Source organism: Nocardia carnea (assembly GCF_029868855.1).
GTDB lineage: Bacteria > Actinomycetota > Actinomycetes > Mycobacteriales > Mycobacteriaceae > Nocardia > Nocardia carnea_A.
Genome location: NZ_JARWOV010000027.1, coordinates 1 through 21,332 on the forward strand (window position 1 = coordinate 1; position 21,332 = coordinate 21,332).

The 21,332-nt window shown below is 68.7% G+C and carries 19 protein-coding genes; 12 read left to right on the top strand and 7 right to left on the bottom strand.

What is annotated here, in order from left to right:
• Window positions 1-85 precede the first annotated feature (85 nt).
• From serB to QH195_RS02050, 8 genes are all read left to right on the top strand, one after another.
• Complete coding sequence (gene serB, locus QH195_RS02015; protein ID WP_280426870.1) at window positions 86-1,303, top strand: phosphoserine phosphatase SerB; 1,218 nt, start codon at window positions 86-88, stop codon at window positions 1,301-1,303.
• A 127-nt stretch (window positions 1,304-1,430) separates the two neighbouring features.
• Window positions 1,431-2,267, top strand: coding sequence for an aminoacyl-tRNA hydrolase (locus QH195_RS02020; protein WP_280426820.1), 837 nt, complete (start codon window positions 1,431-1,433; stop codon window positions 2,265-2,267).
• A gap of 38 nt (window positions 2,268-2,305) precedes the next feature.
• A complete protein-coding gene (locus QH195_RS02025; RefSeq protein ID WP_280426821.1) occupies window positions 2,306-3,139 on the top strand; it encodes an ABC transporter ATP-binding protein in 834 nt (277 codons plus the stop codon).
• A 226-nt stretch (window positions 3,140-3,365) separates the two neighbouring features.
• Complete coding sequence (locus QH195_RS02030) at window positions 3,366-4,199, top strand: NUDIX hydrolase (RefSeq protein WP_280426871.1); 834 nt, start codon at window positions 3,366-3,368, stop codon at window positions 4,197-4,199.
• A gap of 11 nt (window positions 4,200-4,210) precedes the next feature.
• A complete protein-coding gene (locus QH195_RS02035; RefSeq protein WP_280434126.1) occupies window positions 4,211-4,999 on the top strand; it encodes an enoyl-CoA hydratase-related protein in 789 nt (262 codons plus the stop codon).
• Window positions 5,000-5,071: 72 nt separating this feature from the next.
• Complete coding sequence (locus tag QH195_RS02040) at window positions 5,072-6,046, top strand: class I SAM-dependent methyltransferase (protein ID WP_280426823.1); 975 nt, start codon at window positions 5,072-5,074, stop codon at window positions 6,044-6,046.
• Window positions 6,047-7,510 (top strand): THUMP-like domain-containing protein, encoded by a 1,464-nt coding sequence (locus tag QH195_RS02045; RefSeq protein WP_280434127.1) that lies wholly within the window; start codon window positions 6,047-6,049, stop codon window positions 7,508-7,510.
• Between the two features lie 241 nt (window positions 7,511-7,751).
• On the top strand, window positions 7,752-8,369 hold the full coding sequence (locus tag QH195_RS02050; protein WP_280434128.1) for a GNAT family N-acetyltransferase: 618 nt from the start codon (window positions 7,752-7,754) through the stop codon (window positions 8,367-8,369).
• A gap of 316 nt (window positions 8,370-8,685) precedes the next feature.
• On the opposite strand, the gene QH195_RS02055 is transcribed toward QH195_RS02050, so the two are convergent.
• The 3 genes from QH195_RS02055 to QH195_RS02065 all read right to left on the bottom strand — a co-directional run bounded on the left by QH195_RS02055 (window position 8,686) and on the right by QH195_RS02065 (window position 12,692).
• Window positions 8,686-10,152 (bottom strand): ABC transporter substrate-binding protein, encoded by a 1,467-nt coding sequence (locus QH195_RS02055; protein ID WP_280426826.1) that lies wholly within the window; start codon window positions 10,150-10,152, stop codon window positions 8,686-8,688.
• Window positions 10,149-12,182, bottom strand: a complete 2,034-nt coding sequence (locus QH195_RS02060) for a hypothetical protein (protein WP_280434129.1) — start codon at window positions 12,180-12,182, stop codon at window positions 10,149-10,151. The genes QH195_RS02055 and QH195_RS02060 overlap by 4 nt, the downstream gene beginning before the upstream one ends.
• A 279-nt stretch (window positions 12,183-12,461) precedes the next feature.
• Complete coding sequence (locus tag QH195_RS02065) at window positions 12,462-12,692, bottom strand: hypothetical protein (protein WP_280426828.1); 231 nt, start codon at window positions 12,690-12,692, stop codon at window positions 12,462-12,464.
• A 156-nt stretch (window positions 12,693-12,848) separates the two neighbouring features.
• On the opposite strand from QH195_RS02065, the gene QH195_RS02070 reads away from it, so the two are divergent.
• Window positions 12,849-13,397 (top strand): DUF1697 domain-containing protein, encoded by a 549-nt coding sequence (locus QH195_RS02070; protein ID WP_280426829.1) that lies wholly within the window; start codon window positions 12,849-12,851, stop codon window positions 13,395-13,397.
• Window positions 13,398-13,432: 35 nt separating this feature from the next.
• On the opposite strand, the gene QH195_RS02075 is transcribed toward QH195_RS02070, so the two are convergent.
• Window positions 13,433-14,182 carry an acyltransferase gene (locus tag QH195_RS02075; protein ID WP_280426830.1) on the bottom strand — a complete coding sequence of 250 codons (750 nt, stop codon included), beginning with the start codon at window positions 14,180-14,182 and terminating at the stop codon, window positions 13,433-13,435.
• Between the two features lie 133 nt (window positions 14,183-14,315).
• Between QH195_RS02075 and QH195_RS02080 the strand changes: the two genes are divergently transcribed.
• Complete coding sequence (locus QH195_RS02080; protein WP_280434130.1) at window positions 14,316-15,626, top strand: PQQ-binding-like beta-propeller repeat protein; 1,311 nt, start codon at window positions 14,316-14,318, stop codon at window positions 15,624-15,626.
• A gap of 100 nt (window positions 15,627-15,726) precedes the next feature.
• Here QH195_RS02080 and QH195_RS02085 read toward each other — a convergent pair whose 3' ends face one another.
• From QH195_RS02085 to QH195_RS02095, 3 genes are read right to left on the bottom strand one after another with little or no spacing between them, the layout of a single operon-like run.
• Window positions 15,727-16,989, bottom strand: coding sequence for a glycosyltransferase family 4 protein (locus QH195_RS02085; protein ID WP_280434131.1), 1,263 nt, complete (start codon window positions 16,987-16,989; stop codon window positions 15,727-15,729).
• Window positions 16,986-18,527, bottom strand: coding sequence for a glycoside hydrolase family 57 protein (locus QH195_RS02090; protein ID WP_280434132.1), 1,542 nt, complete (start codon window positions 18,525-18,527; stop codon window positions 16,986-16,988). The genes QH195_RS02085 and QH195_RS02090 overlap by 4 nt, the downstream gene beginning before the upstream one ends.
• Entirely contained in the window at window positions 18,524-19,309 is a 786-nt protein-coding gene (locus QH195_RS02095; RefSeq protein ID WP_280434133.1) for a class I SAM-dependent methyltransferase, read from the bottom strand. The genes QH195_RS02090 and QH195_RS02095 overlap by 4 nt, the downstream gene beginning before the upstream one ends.
• A gap of 195 nt (window positions 19,310-19,504) precedes the next feature.
• Between QH195_RS02095 and QH195_RS02100 the strand changes: the two genes are divergently transcribed.
• A complete protein-coding gene (locus QH195_RS02100; protein ID WP_280434134.1) occupies window positions 19,505-20,290 on the top strand; it encodes an electron transfer flavoprotein subunit beta/FixA family protein in 786 nt (261 codons plus the stop codon).
• A gap of 39 nt (window positions 20,291-20,329) precedes the next feature.
• Window positions 20,330-21,286 (top strand): electron transfer flavoprotein subunit alpha/FixB family protein, encoded by a 957-nt coding sequence (locus QH195_RS02105; RefSeq protein ID WP_280426836.1) that lies wholly within the window; start codon window positions 20,330-20,332, stop codon window positions 21,284-21,286.
• The last annotated feature ends 46 nt before the right edge of the window (window positions 21,287-21,332 follow it).

Consider the following 21,332-nt stretch of genomic DNA (forward strand, 5'->3'; position numbering starts at 1 on the left):
CCCCCCCCCCCCCCCCCCCCCCCCCCCCCCCCCCCCCCCCCCCCCGCCGCCCCCCCCCGCCACGATACAGAGAGTGAGCAGGTTCTTGGCCGAGACGACCGTCCTCGTCACCGTCACCGGGCCCGACCGGCCGGGGGTCACTTCGGTGCTGTTGACCGCGCTGTCGCGGCATCGGGTGAGCCTGCTCGATATCGAGCAGGTGGTGATCCGCGGCCGGCTCACGCTGGGCGTGCTGGTCAGCTGCCCCTCCGATCCCGAGGCTTTACAGGACGAGTTGGAAGAGGCGATGAACACCGTCGGCATGCAGGTCGACGTGGATGTCGATGCCGATGCCGCCCGGGCGCCCGTTTCCACGCATGCCGTGGTCGTATTGGGCGCGCCGGTGACCGCGCGGGCGTTCAGCGCGGTCTCCCGCGAGCTGGCGTCGCTGAGTGTGAACATCGATCTGATTCGCGGTATCGCCGACTATCCGGTCACCGGTATGGAGCTCATGGTCACCGCACCGGATCGGGCGGGTGATACCGATTCGCGGCTGCGGACGGTGCTGGCCGAGGTCGCCGTCACCGAGCGGGTCGATATCGCCGTGGAGCGGGCCGGGCTGGCCCGGCGGGCCAAACGGCTGATCGTGTTCGACGTGGATTCCACCCTCATCCAGGGTGAAGTCATCGAAATGCTGGCCGCCTACGCGGGCGTGGAGGAGCAGGTGCGCGCCGTCACCGACGCGGCGATGCGCGGCGAGATCGATTTCGCGGAATCGCTGCGGCAGCGGGTCGCGACCCTGGCCGGCCTGGACGAATCGGTGATCGCGGAGGTCGCGGCGACCATCGAGCTGACCCCCGGCGCGCGTACGACCATCCGGACACTGAAACGGCTCGGGTTCCGGTGCGGGGTGGTCTCCGGTGGTTTCCGGCAGGTGATCGACCCGCTCGCCCGCGAACTCGACCTCGATTTCGTGCAGGCCAATGTGCTGGAAGTGGTGGAGGGCAAACTCACCGGCCGGGTGGTCGGGCAGATCGTGGACCGCGCCTACAAGGCGACAGCGTTGCGGGCCTTCGCGGCCGAATCCGGGGTCCCGATGGAGCAGACGGTCGCCGTCGGTGACGGGGCCAACGATATCGATATGTTGAACGCGGCGGGTCTGGGTGTGGCATTCAACGCCAAACCCGCGCTGCGCGAGGTCGCCGATACCGCCCTGTCGCATCCCTACCTCGACGCGGTGCTGTTCATCCTCGGGGTCACCCGCGACGAGGTGGAGGCCGCGGACGCGCAAGACGGGCTGCTGCGGCGCGTGCCGCTCGGTTAGGCCGGGGCGGGTCGAGCATCCCGCAGGCTGCTGAGCGGGCGGCGGATGCGGGACCACGGCGGGCGGGGCGCGGGCGCGTGGGTAGGCTGTCGTCCGGTGTTTGGTCGGGTGCTTGGAGGCTTGTGTGATGCTGCCGGATAGCGGCGCGGATGTGGTGACAGGCGGTCACGAAACGGACGAGGTGGGGGACCTGCCGCCGGACCCGGATGTCGATTTCTTCGGCGACCCAGGGTTTTCCGAGCGCCACGCGGAACTCGCCGCGGGTTACGGGGGTTCGGGAGATCCCGATGATCCCGCACAGGTCCAGGCCATGCAGATGGTGTTGCATCTGCCCAAGACCGATCCGCCGGCGCGTAGTGATCTGCTCGCCGCGGCGGCCGGTGCGGCGGTGGCACTGTGCCTGGATCCGCGGGTCGGTTCCGCGGGCGAATGGGAGCAGCCGTATCTGGCGTGGAAGCGGTCACGGATCCGGAAGGTCGCCCGGCGGGCGCGCGGCGCCCAGTGGGCGGCCGCGAACGAGGTACCCGGGGTGACCGTCGAAAGCGGTGGGGCGCTGGTCCGGGCATTGGTGCCGGGGCCGGTGGGGTCGGTGGATCCGCGGATCCGGCGGCTGCAGATCGGTGGCACCGACCTGGAATCCGACGATCCGGGGCCCGTTCCGCTCGATGTGCCGGTGTTCTGGGTGAACGCCGCGCTGGGGATGACGGTCGGTAAGGCCGCGGCGCAGGTCGGGCATGCGAGCATGCTGTTCGCCGGCGCGCTGCCCGTCGAGCAGGCACGGGACTGGGCGCGGCGCGGATTCGCCTGTGCGGTCCGCGAAGCCGAGCCCGACGAATGGGAGATGCTGCGCAGTGCGGTGGCGCGCAGCGCGGCGACCGCGGTTCGTGATGCGGGCTTCACCGAGGTGGCCCCCGGCTCGACCACGGTGATCGCCACCCGTCCGGCGCGACTGGGCCACCGGTAACGTGCCCGGTGCCGCGACCGAGTATCTCTCGAGACAAGATGGAGGCCGTGGCGCACCCCGATCCAGATCTACTCATCGACTTCACGAACGTCTCCATCCGCCGCAACGGGCATACGCTCGTCGGGCCCGTCACCTGGCAGGTCGAGCTCGACGAGCGCTGGGTGATATTGGGGCCCAACGGGGCCGGTAAAACGTCGCTGCTGCAGATCGCGGCCGCCGAAACCCATCCCTCCTACGGGACCGCCTACGTGCTGGGGGAACGCCTGGGCCGGACGGATATCAGCGAGCTGCGGCCGCGGATCGGGCTGTCCTCGGCGGCGCTGGCGGCCCGGATCCCCGCCGAGGAACGGGTTGCCGATCTGGTCGTCTCCGCGGGCTACGCGGTACTCGGCAGGTGGCGCGAGAAGTACGACGATGTCGATACCGACCGCGCGATCGATATGCTGGAAAGCCTGGGCGCGGAACATCTTCTGGACCGCACCTACGGCACACTCTCGGAGGGTGAACGCAAACGGGTCCTGATCGCGCGCGCCCTGATGACCGATCCGGAACTGCTGCTGCTCGACGAACCGGCCGCCGGTGTGGATCTGGGTGGTCGCGAGGAACTGGTGGAAAGTCTCGGCGATCTCGCCGCCGACCCGGACGCGCCCGCCCTGGTGCTGGTCACCCACCACGTGGAGGAGATCCCGCCCGGTTTCACCCACTGCATGCTGCTCAGTGAGGGCGAAATCGTCACCCAGGGTCTGCTGGACGAGGTGCTGACCGCGGAGAATCTCAGCGAGGCCTTCCGCCAGTCCATTGCCCTGGACCGGATCGACGACCGCTATTTCGCCCGCCGCGCTCGCCGCCTCGGCCGCCACCGCTCGCGCTGACCGTTCCACGGTTGTCGCGCAAGGGTGCACAGCTGTCGGTCCGAGCGTCTCCGCGGTGCGATTCGAGGTGACCATCCGCTCGATGCGAGCATCGGCGATTGTCCGCGGATCGGCTGCCGGGGTGCGATGGACGGTCTGTTCATCCCACGATTAGTGTGCAGGTGTGAGTGAGACGACTGTGCCGGAACCGGCCGAGGTGCCCGAGGCCAAGGACGCGTCGACGGTGATGCTGGTGCGTGACGGTGCGGACGGTCCGGAGGTTTTCCTGCAGCGGCGTGCCGGGGCGATGGAGTTCGCGGCCGGGATGACCGCCTTTCCCGGTGGCCGGGTGGATCCGGTCGACGCGGAGGTCGATATCGAGTGGGCCGGGCCGGCGCCGAGCTGGTGGGGTCAGCGGTTCGGGGTGTCCGAGTCGCGGGCCAAGGCGCTCGTCTGCGCGGCTGTGCGGGAAACCTTCGAGGAATGCGGCGTGCTGCTGGCCGGCCCCACCGCGGACACCGTGGTCGCGGATACCACCGGCTACCGGCGGCAGCGGGAGCGGATCGAAAGCCGGGACCTGACGCTGGCCGAGTTCCTGGCCGAGGAGAAGCTCGTCCTGCGGGCCGATCTGTTGCGGCCGTGGGCCCGGTGGATCACGCCGACCGTGGAGCGCCGCCGCTACGACACCCACTTCTTCGTCGCGATGCTGCCCGCGGGCCAGCTGGCAGACGGGGCCACCTCGGAATCCGACGGTGTGCACTGGTCCACCCCGGCCGCGGCGCTCGACACATGGAAAACCGGGGAACATGTGCTGCTGCCGCCGACCTGGTCGCAGCTGACCTCACTCGGCGCCTACGCCGATACCGCGGCGATCCTGGCCGCCGAAGTTCCCATCGAACCGATCCAGCCGGAATTCGGTGAGGTGGACGGGAAGAAACTGCTGAAGTTCCCGGACAATATGCGCTACTTCGCCGAACTGCCGGACGCGTCCCGGCTGCAGGGGTCGAAGGGGATGCGCGATACCGATCCGTCGCTGCTGGGTGGTTCCGGGCGCGGCGGCGCCGGTTCGGGCGCCCGGTAGCGTATCGGCCCATGGCCGAATTCGTATCCCTGTCCCGGCTCGAACCCGACCACGCGGGCGGTTCCGGCCGCTGCGTGGCGGTGCTGCGGATCGCCCGGCCGCCGCTGAACCTGCTCGGCACCCAGCTGATCCGGGAGATCGCCGCGGCGGCCGAAGCCTGTGGTGCGGACCCCGGGATCGCGGCGCTGGTGATCTACGGCGACGAGCGCGTTTTCTGTGCGGGTGACGATCTGGCCGAACTCGCCGATCTACCGGCGGAACAGGCCACCGCCATGGCCGCGGATCTCCAGACAGCGCTGGGCTGCCTGGCCCGGATTCCGCAGCCCACGGTCGCGGCGATCAGCGGATATGCGCTCGGCGCCGGACTGGAACTCGCGCTGGGCGCGGACCGGCGGATCGTCGGCGACAACGTGAAACTGGGCCTGCCGCAGATCGGCACCGGGATGATCCCGCTCGCCGGCATCCGGCGGCTGTCGCTGCTGATCGGTCCGGGCGCCGCCAAGGATCTCGTCTACACGGGACGTTTCGTCGAACCCGACGAGGCCGCGCGACTGGGCCTGGTGGATCAGGTGGTCGCACCCGACGACGTGCTCGATTCGGCGATCGCCTGGGCCCGGCAGTTCATCACCGGGCCGGCCCGGGCGCTGGCGGCCGCCAAAGCGGTGTTCGAGGCGGGGCCGCACGGTCACGAACGGGCCCGCACCGAATGGGCGCGGCTGTTCGATACCGCCGATCAGCGCCTGGGAACACGGTCCTACCTGCGGGACGGGCCGGGATTCGCCGAGTTCACCGGCGCCTGAACGAGGTCTGGACCACCCGGACCTACCCGGGGGTATCGAGCCGCCCGGAAGCAAAGGATAGGCTCTCCGACCATGACGGTACGCCCCGACGACCCCGCACCACATCCGCATGCCACCGCCGCGGAGGTCGAAGCAGCATTCGAGGACACCAAGCTCGCCCAGGTGCTCTATCACGACTGGGAAGCGGAGACCTACGACGACAAATGGTCGATCTCCTATGACGAACGCTGTATCGAATACGCCCGCGGCCGGTTCGACGCCGCGGTCGGCGAGGTGGATCTGCCGTACGAACGGGCCCTGGAACTGGGTTGCGGAACCGGTTTCTTCCTGCTGAACCTGATGCAGTCGGGTATCGCGAAGACCGGTTCGGTGACCGACCTGTCGCCCGGCATGGTGAAGGTCGCGCTCCGTAACGCCGAGCATCTGGGCCTGGATGTGGACGGCCGGGTCGCGGACGCGGAAACCATCCCGTACGACGACGGCACCTTCGATCTGGTGGTCGGTCACGCCGTGCTGCACCACATCCCGGATGTGGAGCAGTCGCTGCGGGAATGCCTGCGCGTGCTGAAGCCGGGTGGCCGGTTCGTCTTCGCCGGTGAACCCACCACCATCGGCAACTTCTACGCCCGTAACCTGGGCAACATCACCTGGAAGGCCACCACCGCGCTCACCAAGCTCCCGTTCCTGCGGGATTGGCGCCGGCCCCAGGAAGAACTGGACGAATCGTCGCGCGCCGCGGCCCTGGAGGCCGTGGTCGATCTGCACACCTTCGACCCCACCCAGCTCGAGGATATGGCCCGTTCCGCGGGCGCTGTGGACGTGGCCGCGCACACCGAGGAATTCGCCGCCGCCCTGTGGGGCTGGCCGGTGCGCACCTTCGAGGCCGCGGTGCCGGACGAAAAGCTCACCTGGGGTTACCGGATGGCGATGTACCGGGCGTGGCTCGGGCTCAGCTGGGTCGACGAGAACGTGATGCGCCGGGTGGTTCCGCGCCAGTTCTTCTACAACGCGATGATCACCGGAGTGAAGCCGGCCGCCGGCAAGTAGATGGGATACGGCTTCAGCGCGGCCGATATCGCCTATCTGGCTTCGCCCCCGGGCGCGGCCGCGCTGGCCGAGGTCGCGGAGCTGCCGCTCACGGCGGCCTCGCAGTTACACGATGTGGCGGCGGCGCGGCGCGCGTACGGGGACCGGGCACCCGCGCTGATCGAAACCGTACGCCTGCGCCGCCGGGCGGCGGCCAAGCTGTCCGGGGCGCAGGACTGGTTGTTCACCGACGACGCGCTCCAACAGGCCACCCCGACCCTGGTGGCCCGGCATCGCGCCGGGCGGCTGGCGGGTCGCGATGTGCACGATGTGACCTGCTCGATCGGCGCGGAACTGGTCGAGTTGGCACGGGTCTGTCCCCGTGTCGTCGGCAGCGATCTCGACCAGGTCAGACTCGCGATGGCTAGGTACAACCTGTCCCGTCCGGTATCGCCGGCTGCTGTCCCCTCCGTCCCGGGACCGGCGGCGCGGCCCCGCGTCGGGCAGCAGTACGGGCGGGACGAGTCGTCGTCGGAGAGGTCGGTGTCGGCGTCACCGGATGCGGCATGGATGCCGGCCGTTGCGGGTTGTGATCGGCCGGTACCGGCGGAACCCATCGGTACCGCCGGCGGAATCCCGGTCGATCGCACGGGGGGACCGTCTCCGGCCTCTCTCAGCGCGTTGGAGACCGAACGTGGAAGGGACCCGGAAGCGGCACCTCGGACCGCGGCGGAACGGATTCTGTCGAACACGCTCCTCGTCCGGGCCGATGCGCTGGTGCCTTGTACCGAAGGCACGGTGATCATCGCGGACCCGGCCCGCCGGGCGGGCGGGAAGCGCACCTTCGACCCGGCCGCGCTGCAACCACCGCTACCGGATCTGCTCGCCGCCTACCCCGGTCGGGACATTGCCGTGAAATGTGCGCCCGGTTTGGATTTCGATCGGCTCGGCTGGGTGGGTGAGGTCGAGGTGGTATCGCTGGACGGGGCGGTCCGCGAAGCCTGCCTGTGGTCGCCGGGGTTGAGCGAGCCGGGCGTCACCCGCCGCGCGACGGTGCTCACCGGCGCGGGCACGGTCACCACCCTCACCGACGCCGATCCCGGTGAGATCCCGGAACGGGCGCCGGGGGAGTGGATCATCGACCCGGACGGTGCGGTGGTCCGCGCCGGGCTCGTCCGGCACTATGCGGCCCGCCACGGCCTGTGGCAGCTCGACCCCCGGATCGCCTATCTCACCGGCGACCGGCTGCCCGCCGGGGTGCGTGGGTTCCGGATCATCGACCGGTTCGATTTCCGGGAGAAAATCTTGCGAACCGAACTCCGGCGCCGCGACTGCGGTGCGCTCGAGATCATGGTTCGCGGTGTGGACACCGACCCGGATGCGCTGCGGCGCCGGTTGAAACCCACCGGTTCCGAGCCCTACACGCTGGTGATCACTCGGATCGGCCGCACGCCCACTGCCTTTCTGTGCCGTGCTTCCCGGTGAGTCGCGCCGCGACCGCGAAGGGAGGTCACTCGCAACGCGAGCCCTGCCCGGCCGACCCGGTGTGTGCTGTTGTCCGGGCCGCATCCGGTCGTCCGGGCGATGGCTTCGGTCGTCTGCCGGTGCGGCTGTTCCCGGCGGGTGAACTGGATCGGCTCTCGGCGTACCCGCCTACCAGCCGAAACACACTGGCGCCGACCGCTCTCGCCGGTGTAGACAAGCGGTAACCGACCGGAGGAGTGTCATGCGAAGCGAGTACTGGCAGCGCCCACCGAGCCTACGCGGCGACCATGTGCTGCTGCGCCCTCTCGAACCGGGCGATGCCGGGGATCTGGCCGCCGCCCACGACGATCCCGATACTCTGCGCTACTTCCCTGCCGGTATCGAATCACAGCCGCCCTCTGCCGAAACCGTGGCACATGCCCTGGCCTCCGGACGCCAGGTGCTCGTCCCGGTGGATCTGCGCGACAACCGGATCGTCGGCACCACCTCGCTCTACAACATGGACGAGCGGCACGGCCGGGTGACCATCGGTTTCACCTGGTATTCGCGGCGGGTGCGCGGCACCGTGATCAATCCCGAATCGAAACTCCTCCTGCTGGATCACGTTTTCGGCACCCTCGCAGCCCAGCGGGCCGAATTCACCGTCGACGATCGCAATACGCGCTCCCGCGAAGCCGTCACTGCCCTCGGCGCGGTGCAGGAGGGCGTGCTGCGTCAGCACGCTCTGCGGCGGGACGGCAGCAGGCGTAACACGGTGATCTATTCGATCCTCGCCGAGGAATGGCCGGGAGCCCGTGCTCGGTTGACCGACCGGATCGCTCGCCGAGCGGCAGACCGGGCGCCGCTGGATACACGTTAGCCCCGGCCCGGAATCCGAACCACGGGGCACAGCACCGAGCGCCGGCAGCCGCCGCAACTCGGCGATCGCCCCGAACGTCGCCGAGACTGCCGTCGGCCCGGGCGCGGCTCACCGATCGGATCGCGCGATCCATGGCCGAGGCGGTGCGCACGGATACAGGTGTCACGGCCCGGCCGTCCGTGCCACCGGCACGGCCCCGTCGGCCCCGGCGTGGCTCACTGACCGGATCGTCCGGGCGGTGCCGATGGATACGAGCGTCCTGCCCCGGCCGGCCAGGTCGCTGAACCGGCAGAGCGAGCAGGCGGTCGCACCGGTTCTACGGCAATCCGATGTACTCCGGCGGAGCGCCGAGCTTCGCCTCCAGGATCGGAATGGGTTTGTCCATCGGCAGCCCGTGCTCGTCGAAGGAGAGGGTTCCGCCGGCGGCGAGGAACTTCCGGTCCGAGTGCAGCCCCTTCATCGCTTGGAGGACCGGCCCGGAATCCACGATCTCCCCCACGTACGCGGCCGCGTTCCGGATCGCCTGGACAGCCGTCACCACGGCGTCGTGTTCCATGATGGCGGCGAAATCATCCAGATTGCCGTCGGAGAAATCCTTGTAGCAGATGGGGCCCGGACAATCGGGTGAGAACTGCTCGACCGAGAACCGATTGAATCGATCCGGCTGGTCGGCCCAGGCCTGTGGATGCACAAGGCCCGTGTACAGCACCCTGACCCCCGTTTCCAATGCCTTCCCGGCAGGCACCTCCGCGAGCTGGTAGTACGGCATATCGTCAGCGGTGACCACCTGGATCGGGGTGTCGTTGCACGGGCGCGTGGCGAGCGCGGTGAGGAATTCGAGGGCGTCGGCGCCCCGGCCGGCGAAGTAGATGGTGCCCGGTGCCAGCCGGCAGATATTCGGCATCATGAGGTGGAACGCGATGGATACATCGCCGGCTTCGGAATCGAACGTCTCCGGCCGCGGCACCAGACGCTGCGGATCGTCGGGGAACCTCGACCGGAAGGCTTCGGCGAGGGTACGGCCGTACTGATCGGCCGGGCTGTCGTCGCGAACCATCAGGATTCGGTCGTTGCTACCGGCGAGGAATTCGGCGGCGGCGCGCGCGTGCTCGGAGGCGGGCGGTGAAACCTTCAGGAAGCCCCGCCAGGGCGGCAGATCGTCGACGGTGAGTGTCGAGCCGATCACCGGCATCCCCAGGCGGGTCAACTCTGCGATGGCGTCCAGCGCGTTCTGGAAACTGAACGAGATCCCGGTGACCGCGACGATCCGTTCGGCCGCACGGCGGGCTTCGATCTGTTCGACCACAGTCGGCCAGGCGGCGAAATCGACGCCCGGATTCGCCAGCAGCAGCCGGATCTTCGGGGTGCGTTTCCAGATGCTGGTCTCGTTGGCGGCGAGCTGGGCCAGATGCGCGCCGGCCAGCCGGTGCTGGATGCCCGCCGTCGTGACGTTGCCTTCATCGTTGTTGCCGGAGGTCATCGGCGTGAGCAAGACGATGCTCACGTACGGTTCCCCGGAGTTCGCAACCGCGGTGTTCTGGGCCAGGATGCGCTGCTCGATATCGCCGAGTTCGTCGGAGAACCGGACACTGCCGTCGGTGACCCCGACGCATTCGCCGCTCTCCTCGGCCCGGACGACACCGTCTCCGCAGCTGTTGTCCGTCCGGAAGTGTTCGGGCAGCCAGATCACCGCGACCACGATCAAGGCCACCAACAGGAGCGCGGCGGGTATCCACCACCATTTCCGGTAGCCGGGCGGCGGCGGCTGGATCAAGGTGGTCATCGATACCTCTCCGCTCGTTCGTACAGCAGCAGAGCGCCGCGGCCGAGACCCCGGGCGAGCTGCCGGAATTCGTTCTCGATGGTGCGATCGAGGGTCCGCTGCGGATCGCCGAGGGGATCGTTGGACACCCACAGCGCGGCGATCAGCCACGCCATCTCGTGCTCGGGTTCCAAACCGTTGTCCCGGACGATCGCTTCGACCTGAGTGAACGGAGTTGCCTCGGCGTCCGGGCGGCGGGGGGCCGAGGTGATCAGATCCAGATCGGAGAGCCACGCGGTGGCCGCGGTATGACCGAACTCGGTCTGCCCGGGCAGGAACGGCCGCTCCAGGTATTCGATGGCGGAGCCGAGTTCGCCGAGCGCGAGATCGTGGTAGACGGCCGCTATTTCGGCCGCCGCCTCGCCTTCGTCGAATTTGCGCCGGTAGACATCCCGGCAGATCGTATGTGTGGCCTCCCAGTTCCGGGGGTCGTCCGGTTCGCGACCGGCCAGTTCGCACAGCAGGATCCGGCGCAGCCAGGTATCGAGCACCATCTCCGGCTCCGGGCCACCGGTGGTCCGGATCCACAGCCGGTTGCGCAGTTCCTGGAGCAGCGCCTCCCCGTCCGGCAGGGCGGAGTCCAGGATCTCTCGTTGATAGAGCACATCCACGGTGCGCCCCGCGGCCGCGGTTACCAGATCACGCAAGTTCTCGGCCGTCGCGAAATCGCCCAGCAGCCGTTCGCGGGCCCGTTCCAGCACGGTGCCGGGCGTGTCGACCGGCTCTTGCAAGGGATCGTGGTGGGTGCCCACGGCGCTGGTGAGGACGGTCCGCGCGCCGGCGAGCGGATCGTCTTCCCCGGTCTGTCCCAGCGCGGCGAGAACATCGGTGGTTGCGGCGGCGTTCCCGCCGGTGAGGGCACGGACGAAATCCGCGACCCGCGGCACCGAGCGCATCCGCTGCTCGGCGGCGAGATCGCCGGTGGTCTGCGCGCTCAACCGGCTCACATCCACCAGGTACCAGGGAAACCAGGAGGCGGCGGGGTTATCGGCGGACGCCCAGTCGGTGAAGATATCGGGTGGAGTGCGCGGTTCCGGCCATTCGATACCGCCGGTCCGGTGTTCGGGTTCGCGGCGCTCGGTGGCATCGCTGAAGCGGTGCATTCCGGGACGGTGCCAGCATTCGCTCCAGGCGGGCAGCCATTGCGCGCTGGTGGCGACGACCACCAGCGGATCCGGTTCGGCACCGTTGCGCCGCCGCGCTTCGCGCAGGGTCTGCAGGAATTGCCGGCCGGAGGGGGTGTGCGCATTGTCCAGCAGCAGTACGGAATTGAGTGTGCGTCCCGTTCCACGCATCCCGCTGTAGGCGTGCCGCAGATCGTGCAGGAATGCCATCCCGAAGATGGCGTCGGCCTCGGCCCGGGATTCGTCGTCGCCGTGTGCCCATTTGGCGAGGTCGATCAGCATATCCGCACGTTCGACCTGATCACCGGTGAGCCGCGGCCCCCGCTTGATGCGGCGCCTGATACTGATCCGGTTCAGGCTCTGCAGCAGGCTTTCCACGGCCATACCCACCCACGGCGACAAACCTTCGGGCACCTGCCCGGCGGCCTCGAGGATATCGGCGACGCTTTGACTGCGAGCCTCCATGGGCTGGGCGCTGGAGACGACCTGGCGCAGGTTCTGCAGCGCGGCCCGGCGGTTGTCGGCCTGCATATGCAGCGTGCTGCCGACCGCGACGAGGCACAGCCACAGTTGCGGGAAGGTGATGCTGCCGAATTGTGCTCGTTTCCGGCCGAGTTCGAAGGCGAGCTCGCCGAAGACCTCGCGCGGAGGGCGGTCGCCGCGGCCCAGATCGACCTGGGCGAGTGGCAGTTTCGCGCACCGTTGGGCGAGTGCCTGCAGCAGAACGGTTTTCCCGCTCCCGGGCGGCCCGACCGCCACGACCACCGGCAGCAATCGGCTCCGGCCCTCCGGCCGCTGGACCAACTGTTCGATCAGCTGCCCGGTGATCGGTTCCAGCCCATGCAGCACCGGGCCTTCTCCTGGCATCGCCCCTCCCGCGTTCGGCAATCGATATCCGGCCTATCGGTATCCGGCGCCACAGTGTGAACCGGTGCTCGGACCGGGTGAACTGCTGGACGATATCGATCAGTGCAGCCATCGTAGGCAAATCTGCCCAGGCTGTTGGAGTAGCCATGAGATCGCAATATGAAACGGGAAGCCCGAATTGCGTTCTGGGGGCAGCCGTGACGTGCGAGGCCGGGCGACCGGTGAGCTCCGGAACCTCGGGGACGTCGACGCGGCCCCGGGTGTTCCGGCGATGTGCGGTCAGCCCGCGGTGGACGGTCCCGATATCGAGGCCGACAACGACGACAACCAGCAGAGCGGAGACGGGGGATACTGCATGGTGCAGACCAGCCCGATGTCTTCGGACGCCTGCCGCTCGGCGGCGGGCTGTGACTGCGGTACCAGGGGTACGGCCGAGGCGGTGGCCGCGCCGGCGGCCGGGATCGTGAGCAGTGCCGACGCCAGCAGGGCGGCCCGGAGAGTACGACGCATGATTACATCCTTCCTGACCGGAGGATCCCGATCAGCAGCGAAGGTAGTGCCGATCCCGGCCGCCGCCCAGCCCCGACTTGCCGTGCCCGTGGTTTCGTGGGCAGGACACCGGTGCAGGACCGGAAGGATGTCGGGGCACGAGGGTACGGTCTGCCCATGACCAGGTACGCGGCGTTGCTACGCGGCATCATGCCCAGCAATCCGAATATGAGCAACGAGAAGTTGCGTGGTGTATTCACCGGGCTCGGCTTCGAATCGGTGGCGTCGGTGCTGTCCAGCGGCAATATCGTGTTCGCCACCGAAGAGACGCCCGGCGCCGAGCTGGAGGACCGGATCCAGGAAGCCCTCAACGCCGAACTCGGGATCCCGGGCGGCACGGTGATCCGCGACCATTCCGAGCTACGTGCCCTGCTGGACCGCGACCCCTTCGCCGGTTACACCCACGGCCGCGAAACCTATCTGACCGTGACCTTCTTCAAGGACAGCGCACACTCCCGCGTCGAGATGCCCGCCGATACCGATCCGCGTACGAAGGTCGTCGGCTACGACGATCAGGCGCGGGCCTTTCTCTCGATCATCGACAACTCCGTGCCGAATTCCCCGAATTTCATGATGTGGCTGGAACGGAACTACGGGAAGAACATCACGACCCGGACCTGGCTCACCGTGCAGCGCGTAGTGAAGAAGATGGAATCGCCGAAATAGCCGCCTGCCGGCGACCTACGCTGGGGTCGCACCGGTTATGCGTCCTGGGCGACGCCGTTCTTCTTGCGTTCGATATCGGCGAGTGCGGCCTCGCGTGCCGCCCGTTCGGCGGCCTGGGCCTCCCAGGTCGATTTGCGGTTCTTCACCACCCGGGCGGGTGCACCGACCGCGATGCTGTAATCCGGGATCTCGCCCTTCACCACCGCGTGCGCGCCCAGCACACAGCCCCGTCCGACCCGGGTTTCGCGCAGCACGGTGACCTTCGCGGCGATCCAGGTGTCGGGTCCGATTCGCACCGGGCTCTTCACGATGCCCTGATCCTTGATCGGCATGGTGATGTCGTCCATCCGGTGATCGAAATCGGTGATGTAGCACCAGTCCGCGACCAGCGTCGATTCGCCGATCTCGATATCGAGGTAGGTGTTGACCACGTTGTCCTTGCCGAACACCACTTTGTCGCCGATCCGCAGTGAGCCCTCGTGGCAGCGGATGGCGTTACCGTCGCCGATATGGACCCAGCGTCCGATTTCGAGCCGGCCCAGTCCGGGAGTGGCGTGGATTTCCACCCGTTTGCCGAGGAAGACCATGCCGCGCAGGATCACGTGCGGGTTGGCCAGCCGGAATTTGAGCAGGCGGTAGTACCGCACCAGGTACCAGGGCGTATAGGCACGGTTGGCCACGACCCAGCGCAGCGAATCGCGGGTGAGGAAACGTGCCTGCCTGGGGTCCCGGCGCCGGGAACCCTGCCATCGCGTGCGCAACGGTGCGCCCCACATGCTCGTCACGACGTCTCTCCTGAATCTCCCGTGGTCCCCCTACCGCCGAACAGCCTACTTTCGTGCTCTGCGGGCCCGGCCTATACCCTTCCGTTAATCTCACACATGGCCGGGGCGACAGGACGACGGAGGAGACCAGCAGGTGCGTATCGGCGGCGGCGTACGGACCGGGTCCTGGCTCGCGGTGATTGTCGCGGCGGTGGGTGTGCTCACCGCGTGCGGTACCGATGTGGACGACATCACGGTCGGGCGGGGGCTCGGCTGGCCCGCGGCGGGCCACGAGGCCCGTAACAGCGGCAATACCCAGGTGACCGGCTCCCGGGCGTTGAGCCTGCGGTGGTCGCGGCCGGTCGGCGGGCCCATCGCCCAGCCGGTGACGGTGGGTTCGGAAGGACAGATCTTCCTGACCAGTCGTACCGACGCGAACTGTGAGATCTTCTCCTACCAGATGCGCACGGGCCGTAAACGTTTCTGCAATCCGCTGGGCCCGCATTCCATCTACTCGCCCACCCTGCTCGACGGCGCGAGCAACGTGTATGTGGGGCTGGACAGCGCGGTCGAATCGGCGAACCAGCTCGGCCAGCCGCGGTGGCGTACCCCCGTGGCCGGGGTGCCGACCGGTATGCAGTTCACCGGCGACGGTCATCTGCTGGTGATCACGCAATCGGGTCAGGTGGATGTGCTGGAGCGGCAGACCGGTAAACGGATGGTGCCCACCCAGCAACTGCTGCCGAGTCCCGATTTCCTGCAGAGCCCCAACCTCGACTGGCCACCGGCCGGGGACGGTCTCGAAGACTGCGCGACGGGCGGCCCGAACTGCGCGGTGGCCACCATCGCCGCCATGGAGGTCGACTCCGGGCGGATCTATGCCACCGTGCGCAAACCGGGCGAACCCGATGCCGCCCTGGTGGCGTTGCGCTATGCCGACGGCAAGGTCGTGCAGGAATGGAGCAGGGCGATCCTGGCCGGGGGCAGTGCCACCGATCCCGCGCTCTCCGCCGACGGTTCCACGCTCTACATCGGTGACAACAGCCGGCGCCTGCTGGCCGTCGACACCGCCGACGGTAAGCCGAAATGGGAAGCGCATCTGGACTGGGAGCCGCGCCGCGGTATCTCGGTCTCCGACGACGGCCTGATCATCCCGGCCGGCGACGACGGCTACCTGATGGCTTTGCGCGATACCGGCGCCGGCTACGAAAGGGTCTGGGAGCGTAAGGATCTGGCCCTGCGCGGCGCTCCCGTGCAGACGGCCGGCGGTACCGGTTACGTCACCGCCGCCATCGGCGCCGGCCTGAACCTGATCACCTTCGACACCGCCACCGGCGCCACCATCGACTCCGATGTCCTGCCGGGGGCGTCGGGCACCACCACCGGAACCGCCGTGGGCGCCGAGGGAGAGGTCGTGGTCGCGACCCGGATCGGCGAGCTCTTCACCTTCCGCGAAAAAGCCTGACCGGACTGTCCCCCGGCGGCGGTCGATCCAGGCCCCGCTTTCGGCCGATATGCCGCAGTGGCCGGTGCCGCGCGAACTCCGGTTCGCTACCGGCCGCGGTTCACAGCGGCTGGCCGGGGTCCCGTTCGGGAAGCGGGCGGCGGTCGATCTCGGGCCGGCCGAGAGGAGTGCGGACGCGGCGTTTCGCGCCGGAATACACCCCGGCGGTTTCCGCGGCCACCACGTCCCAGGCGAAATCCTCGGTGAGCCGGTCGCGAGCGGCCCGCGCGCGTTGCTGCGCGGCGGCCGGATCGTCGAGGACCGCGGTCACCGCGTCCACCAGACCGTTGACGTCCGCGGGTTCGAACGACGCCCCGGTCACGCCGTCGATCACGGCTTCGCCGAGGCCGCCCGCGGTGGAGGTGACCAGCGGTGTTCCGGCGGCGGCCGCTTCCAGCGCGACGATCCCGAACGGCTCGTAGCGGCTGGGCAGCACGATGGCGTCGGCCCCGTGCAGCCAGCCCAGGAGTTCGGCATGGTCCAGCTGCCCGGTGAAATGCACCGCGCGCGCTACCCGGTGCACGCGGGTGCGCTCCCGCAACCATTCGAACTGGGTCCCGACCCCGGCGATGGTCAGCGTGGTACCGGGGTGGGCGCGGCGGATGCGGGGCAGCGCGGCGATCGCGTCCTGGATGCCTTTCTCGTATTCGAGCCGCCCCACGTACAGCAGGCGCGGCGGCCCGCTCCGCGGCGGCCGGGGACGAAACGACCAGGCCCCCACGTCGATACCGTTGCGGATCACATGTACGGGCACCCGGTCGGGCCGGTAGAGCCGCTCCACCTCGTCCTGCATGGACGCCGAGCAGGTGATGAGCGCGTCCGATTCGTTGGCCAGCCACCATTCGACCGAATGCACCTGCCGGTTCACCCGCCCCGCGACCCAGCCGCTGTGCCGGCCGGCCTCGGTGGCGTGGATGGTCGAGACGAGCGGGACGTCGTAGTACTCGGCCAGCGCGATCGCCGGATGCGCCACCAGCCAATCGTGTGCGTGCACCACATCGGGGGTCCAGCCCTCGCCGATACCGGGTTTGTCCAAGGCGACCCCGGCGCGCACCATCGCATGCCCCATGGCCAGCGTCCAGGCGAGCATATCCTCGCCGAAATCGAAGATCGGCGGATCTTCCGCGACCGCCACCACCAGCACGCCCTCGGCGACGAACGAATGTGTGGGATGGGTGGCGGGGCTGGTTCCGGTGGGGCGCCGCGCGAGCACCACCACCTCGTGCCCGGCCGCCGCCAGCGAGGTCGCGAGGTGGTGGACATGCCTGCCCAGACCCCCGACGACCACGGGTGGGTATTCCCACGACACCATCAAGATCTTCATCGCGGTCCTTCTGCTGGATTGACGCGTAGCCTACGCGCGTCCAGGGCCGGGAACAGTCCGTCGGCCACGGCCCATCCGGCCGCCAATTCCCGAGCCCGCGCGAACTGACCCGCACCGACGGCGCCCGCGATTTCCCGGACGGCGTGCGCATGCTGGTGGGCCCGGTCGCGAGCGTATCCGGCGGCGGAATCCTTGCTCACCATGAACGCCCAGTCGCTGGACACCGTGAGGATGGCTTCGCGCAGGAGCTGATCGGCCACCGGATCGCGGCCGATGGGCGCGGCGGCCCGCATCTTCGCCGTGGTGTCGAGGGCGAGCCGGACGATTTCCGCGTTGAGGTCCACCAGGTCGCGAACCTGGTCTCCGGCCCAGACCCGCCAGTCCTTCCCCGAGCCCCACGACGAATCGGCGAGCGGGACGGGGTCGCCGACGAACCCGCGTTCACGCGCGTCGGCGAGGGTGCCGACGGTGATTCCGGCTTCCGGAAGCGCGCGCAGCACCTGGGCCAGCCACTGCGGGCCCTCGTGCCACCAGTGTCCGTACAGCTCGGTATCGAAGGCCGCGACCACCAGGGCGGGCCGCCCGATCCGCTCGGATTCGGTGATGAGCCGCTCGCGTACGGTCGCGACGAAATCCGCGACGTCCCGCTCGACCTGTGCCGCGGCCAGTTCGGGATCGTAGGGCGCCTTGTCCGGCCCGGCGACGGTTTTGCCGGTGACCCGCGCGGGTTTGAGACCGGTGGCGTGGTCGTAGTGATGGAAGTCCCGGTAGGCGCCGTTGCCGGGATAACCCGATTTCGGCGACCACACCCGGTAGCTGACCGTGAGATCGCGCCCGAACGCCACCACGGGGGAGTCGCGCACCGGCCGCCCGAGCGAGGTATCCCCGCGTAGAGCGGGGCCGTCGACCATGAAATGTGTCACACCGGCGGCGGCGTAGCCGTCTTCCATTCCGGGCGTGAAGCCGCATTCCGGTGCCCAGATCCCCGCGGGCGTACGACCCCAGCGCAGGCGCGCGTCGGTGAGCCCTTCACGCAGCTGGAAATCGCGCAGCCGTTCGTCGAGCAGCGGCTGGAACGGGTGCGCCAGCGGGCCGCCGAGCAGTTCGATGGCCTCGGCGTCGAGCAACTGTCGCCAGACCGGCGCCGCCCCGTGCCGCCAGTTCTGTTCGAACTCGGCCAGGGCCGCTGCCGCGAGCCGATGCTCGTGCCGGCCGAGCGCGCGATTGCCGGCCATGGCGGCCTCGTCGGCCCGCAACTGCCAGTTGCCGAGCCAGTGATGCATCCCCGCGAGCGAATGCGGATCGTCGAGTTGTGCTGCGAGCACAGGGGTTATCCCCAGCGTCAGCAGATGTGAGCGTCCCTCGGCGGCAAGTGTGCGCAGTACCTCGACGACCGGTAGATACGACGCCGCCCACGATTGATAGAGCCATTCCTCGCCGACCGGCCACCGGCCGTGATGCGCCAGCCAGGGCAGATGCGAGTGCAGGACGAGGGTGAACTGTCCCGGTACCGCGCCGCCGGTGTTGTTGCCGCTCACGGTTTCACCGCTCGCGCGACCAGGTCCAGGCTGGCGTCGATATCGGCGGGGGTCAGCGCGAAATCCTCGACGGTGATGCCCGCGACATCGGCGGTGAGTTCGGCCGGCCAGGGTTCCCCGGCCAGCGCCCGTTCGATCTGCGCGTCGATGAACGAACCGCCGTGTTTTGCGTCCAGTGCGCGCAAACTCGGGCCGTGATGCACACCCGTCATGAGCTCCACCCGGAAGCCGGCTTCCTCGAGCAGTTCGGTCAATTCGGCGGCGTTCAGTTCGCGCGTGTGGAACGGGTTGAGCGGGGTGTCGCGACCGGGGGAGAAGGTGATCCGGTTGGGGGTGCTGATGAGCAGTTCACCCCCGGGGCGCAGGACGCGCAGGCATTCGCGCAGGAACTGCACCTGATCCCAAAGGTGTTCGATCACTTGGAAATTCACCACGGTGTCGACCGTGTTGTCCGGCAGCGGGAGGGCGGCCAGATTGCCGCGGATCATCCGCACCCGCGGGTACCGCGCGCGGACGTGTGCCGCCGCGCCGCGGTCGTAGTCGAGTCCGATCACCGCGGTCGCGACCTCGGCGATCATATTCGCGCCGTAGCCTTCGCCCGATCCCGCCTCGAGGACCATCTTGTCCGCGCACCGCGACAGCAGCCGTTCGTAGACGATCTCGTGCCGCCGGAACCAGTAGTTCTCCTCCGCGATACCCGGCACCGTCCGCTCGCCGGTCAACGGCAGCGGCTCCAGTACCTCAGGGGTGGCCGGTGCGGCGGGAATCACAGCCTCGCTCATTGCGACGAGGTTACTGGTACTGCCCGGTACACGGGTCTCCAGGGAGGCCCTCCCGGCGGCCCCGCTTGTAAGTTACCCACGAGTAACTTAACGTAGGGTAATGTCTCGGCCTGAGCTACTCACATGGACGTACGGCCACTGGAGATCGTGCGACCGCCAATACAGGTAACCAGAACAGGAGGTCGACGAAGACCGATGCCGAATATCGTCGTACTCATCAAGCAGGTGCCCGATACCTGGTCCGAGCGCAAGCTGACCGACGGTGACTTCACCCTCGACCGTGAAGCCGCCGACGCGGTGCTCGACGAGATCAACGAGCGCGCTGTCGAAGAAGCCCTCCTGATCAAGGAGGCCCAGGGTGGCGAGGTCACCGTGCTGGCCGCCGGTCCGGACCGGGCCACCGAGGCCATCCGCAAGGCGCTGTCCATGGGCGCCGACAAGGCCATCCACATCAACGACCCGGCCATCCACGGCTCCGATACCGTCCAGACCGCGTGGGTCCTGGCCGGTGCGCTGGGCCAGGTCGAGGGCGTCGAACTGGTGATCGCCGGTAACGAGGCCACCGACGGCCGCTCCGGCGCGGTCCCGGCCATCATCGCCGAGTACCTGGGCATCCCGCAGCTCACCCATCTGCGCAAGCTCACCGTCGACGGCGAGAAGATCACCGGCGAGCGGGAGACCGACGAAGGCGTGTTCAAGCTGGAGGCGACGCTGCCGGCCATCGTCAGTGTCACCGAGAAGATCAACGAACCGCGCTTCCCCTCCTTCAAGGGCATCATGGCCGCCAAGAAGAAGGAAGTGCAGACCTTCACCCTGGAAGACCTGGGTATCGACCCGTCGACCGTGGGTGTGGCCAACGCGGGCACCACGGTGACCGCGTCCACCCCGAAGCCGCCGCGCACCGCGGGCGAGAAGATCACCGACGAGGGCGACGGCGGCACCAAGATCGCCCAGTACCTGGTCGGCCAGAAGATCATCTGAGTCCCCCGCACCCGCAGCAACTTCTAGGAGAAGAGACAAATGGCAGAAGTACTTGTGCTCGTCGAGCACGCCGACGGTGCGGTCAAGAAGGTGACCACCGAGCTGCTGAGCGCCGCCGCCACCCTCGGTGAGCCCTCGGCCGTGGTGCTGGGCGCCCCCGGCACCGCCGACAAACTGTCCGACGCGCTGGCCGCGGCCGGCGCCGCCAAGATCTACGTCGCCGAATCCGACGATGTCGAGAACTACCTCATCACGCCGAAGGTCGACGTGCTGGCCGGCCTGGTCGAATCCGCTTCCCCGGCGGCCGTCCTGGTCGCCGCGAGCGCCGAGGGCAAAGAGGTCTCCGGCCGCCTGGCCGCCCGCATCGGCTCCGGCCTGCTGGTCGATGTCATCGACGTCAAAGCCGACGGCTCGGCCGTGCACAGCATCTTCGGTGGCGCCTTCACCGTCGACGCCAAGGCCACCGGCGATGTCCCCGTGATCTCCGTTCGCCCGGGTTCGATCGAGGCGAACGCCTCGGCCGGTGCCGGCGAGAAGGTCACCGTCGAGGTCCCCGCGCAGGAAGAGGGCGTCGTCAAGGTCACCAGCCGTGAGCCCGTCGTCGCCGGTGACCGGCCGGAACTCACCGAGGCGAATATCGTCGTCTCCGGTGGCCGCGGTGTCGGTTCCGCCGACAACTTCTCGGTGGTCGAAGCCCTGGCCGATTCCTTCGGCGCGGCCGTCGGCGCCTCGCGTGCCGCGGTCGACTCGGGTTACTACCCGGGCCAGTTCCAGGTCGGCCAGACCGGTAAGACGGTCTCCCCGCAGTTGTACGTCGCCCTGGGTATTTCCGGCGCGATCCAGCACCGGGCCGGTATGCAGACCTCGAAGACCATCATCGCGGTCAACAAGGACGAAGAGGCGCCGATCTTCGAGATCGCCGACTACGGCATCGTCGGCGACCTGTTCAACGTCGCCCCGCAGCTGACCGAAGAGGTCAAGAAGCACAAGGGCTGAGCGCCCGTCGCTCTGCCCTACGCCACGGCGTGCGCACGCCCGGCCG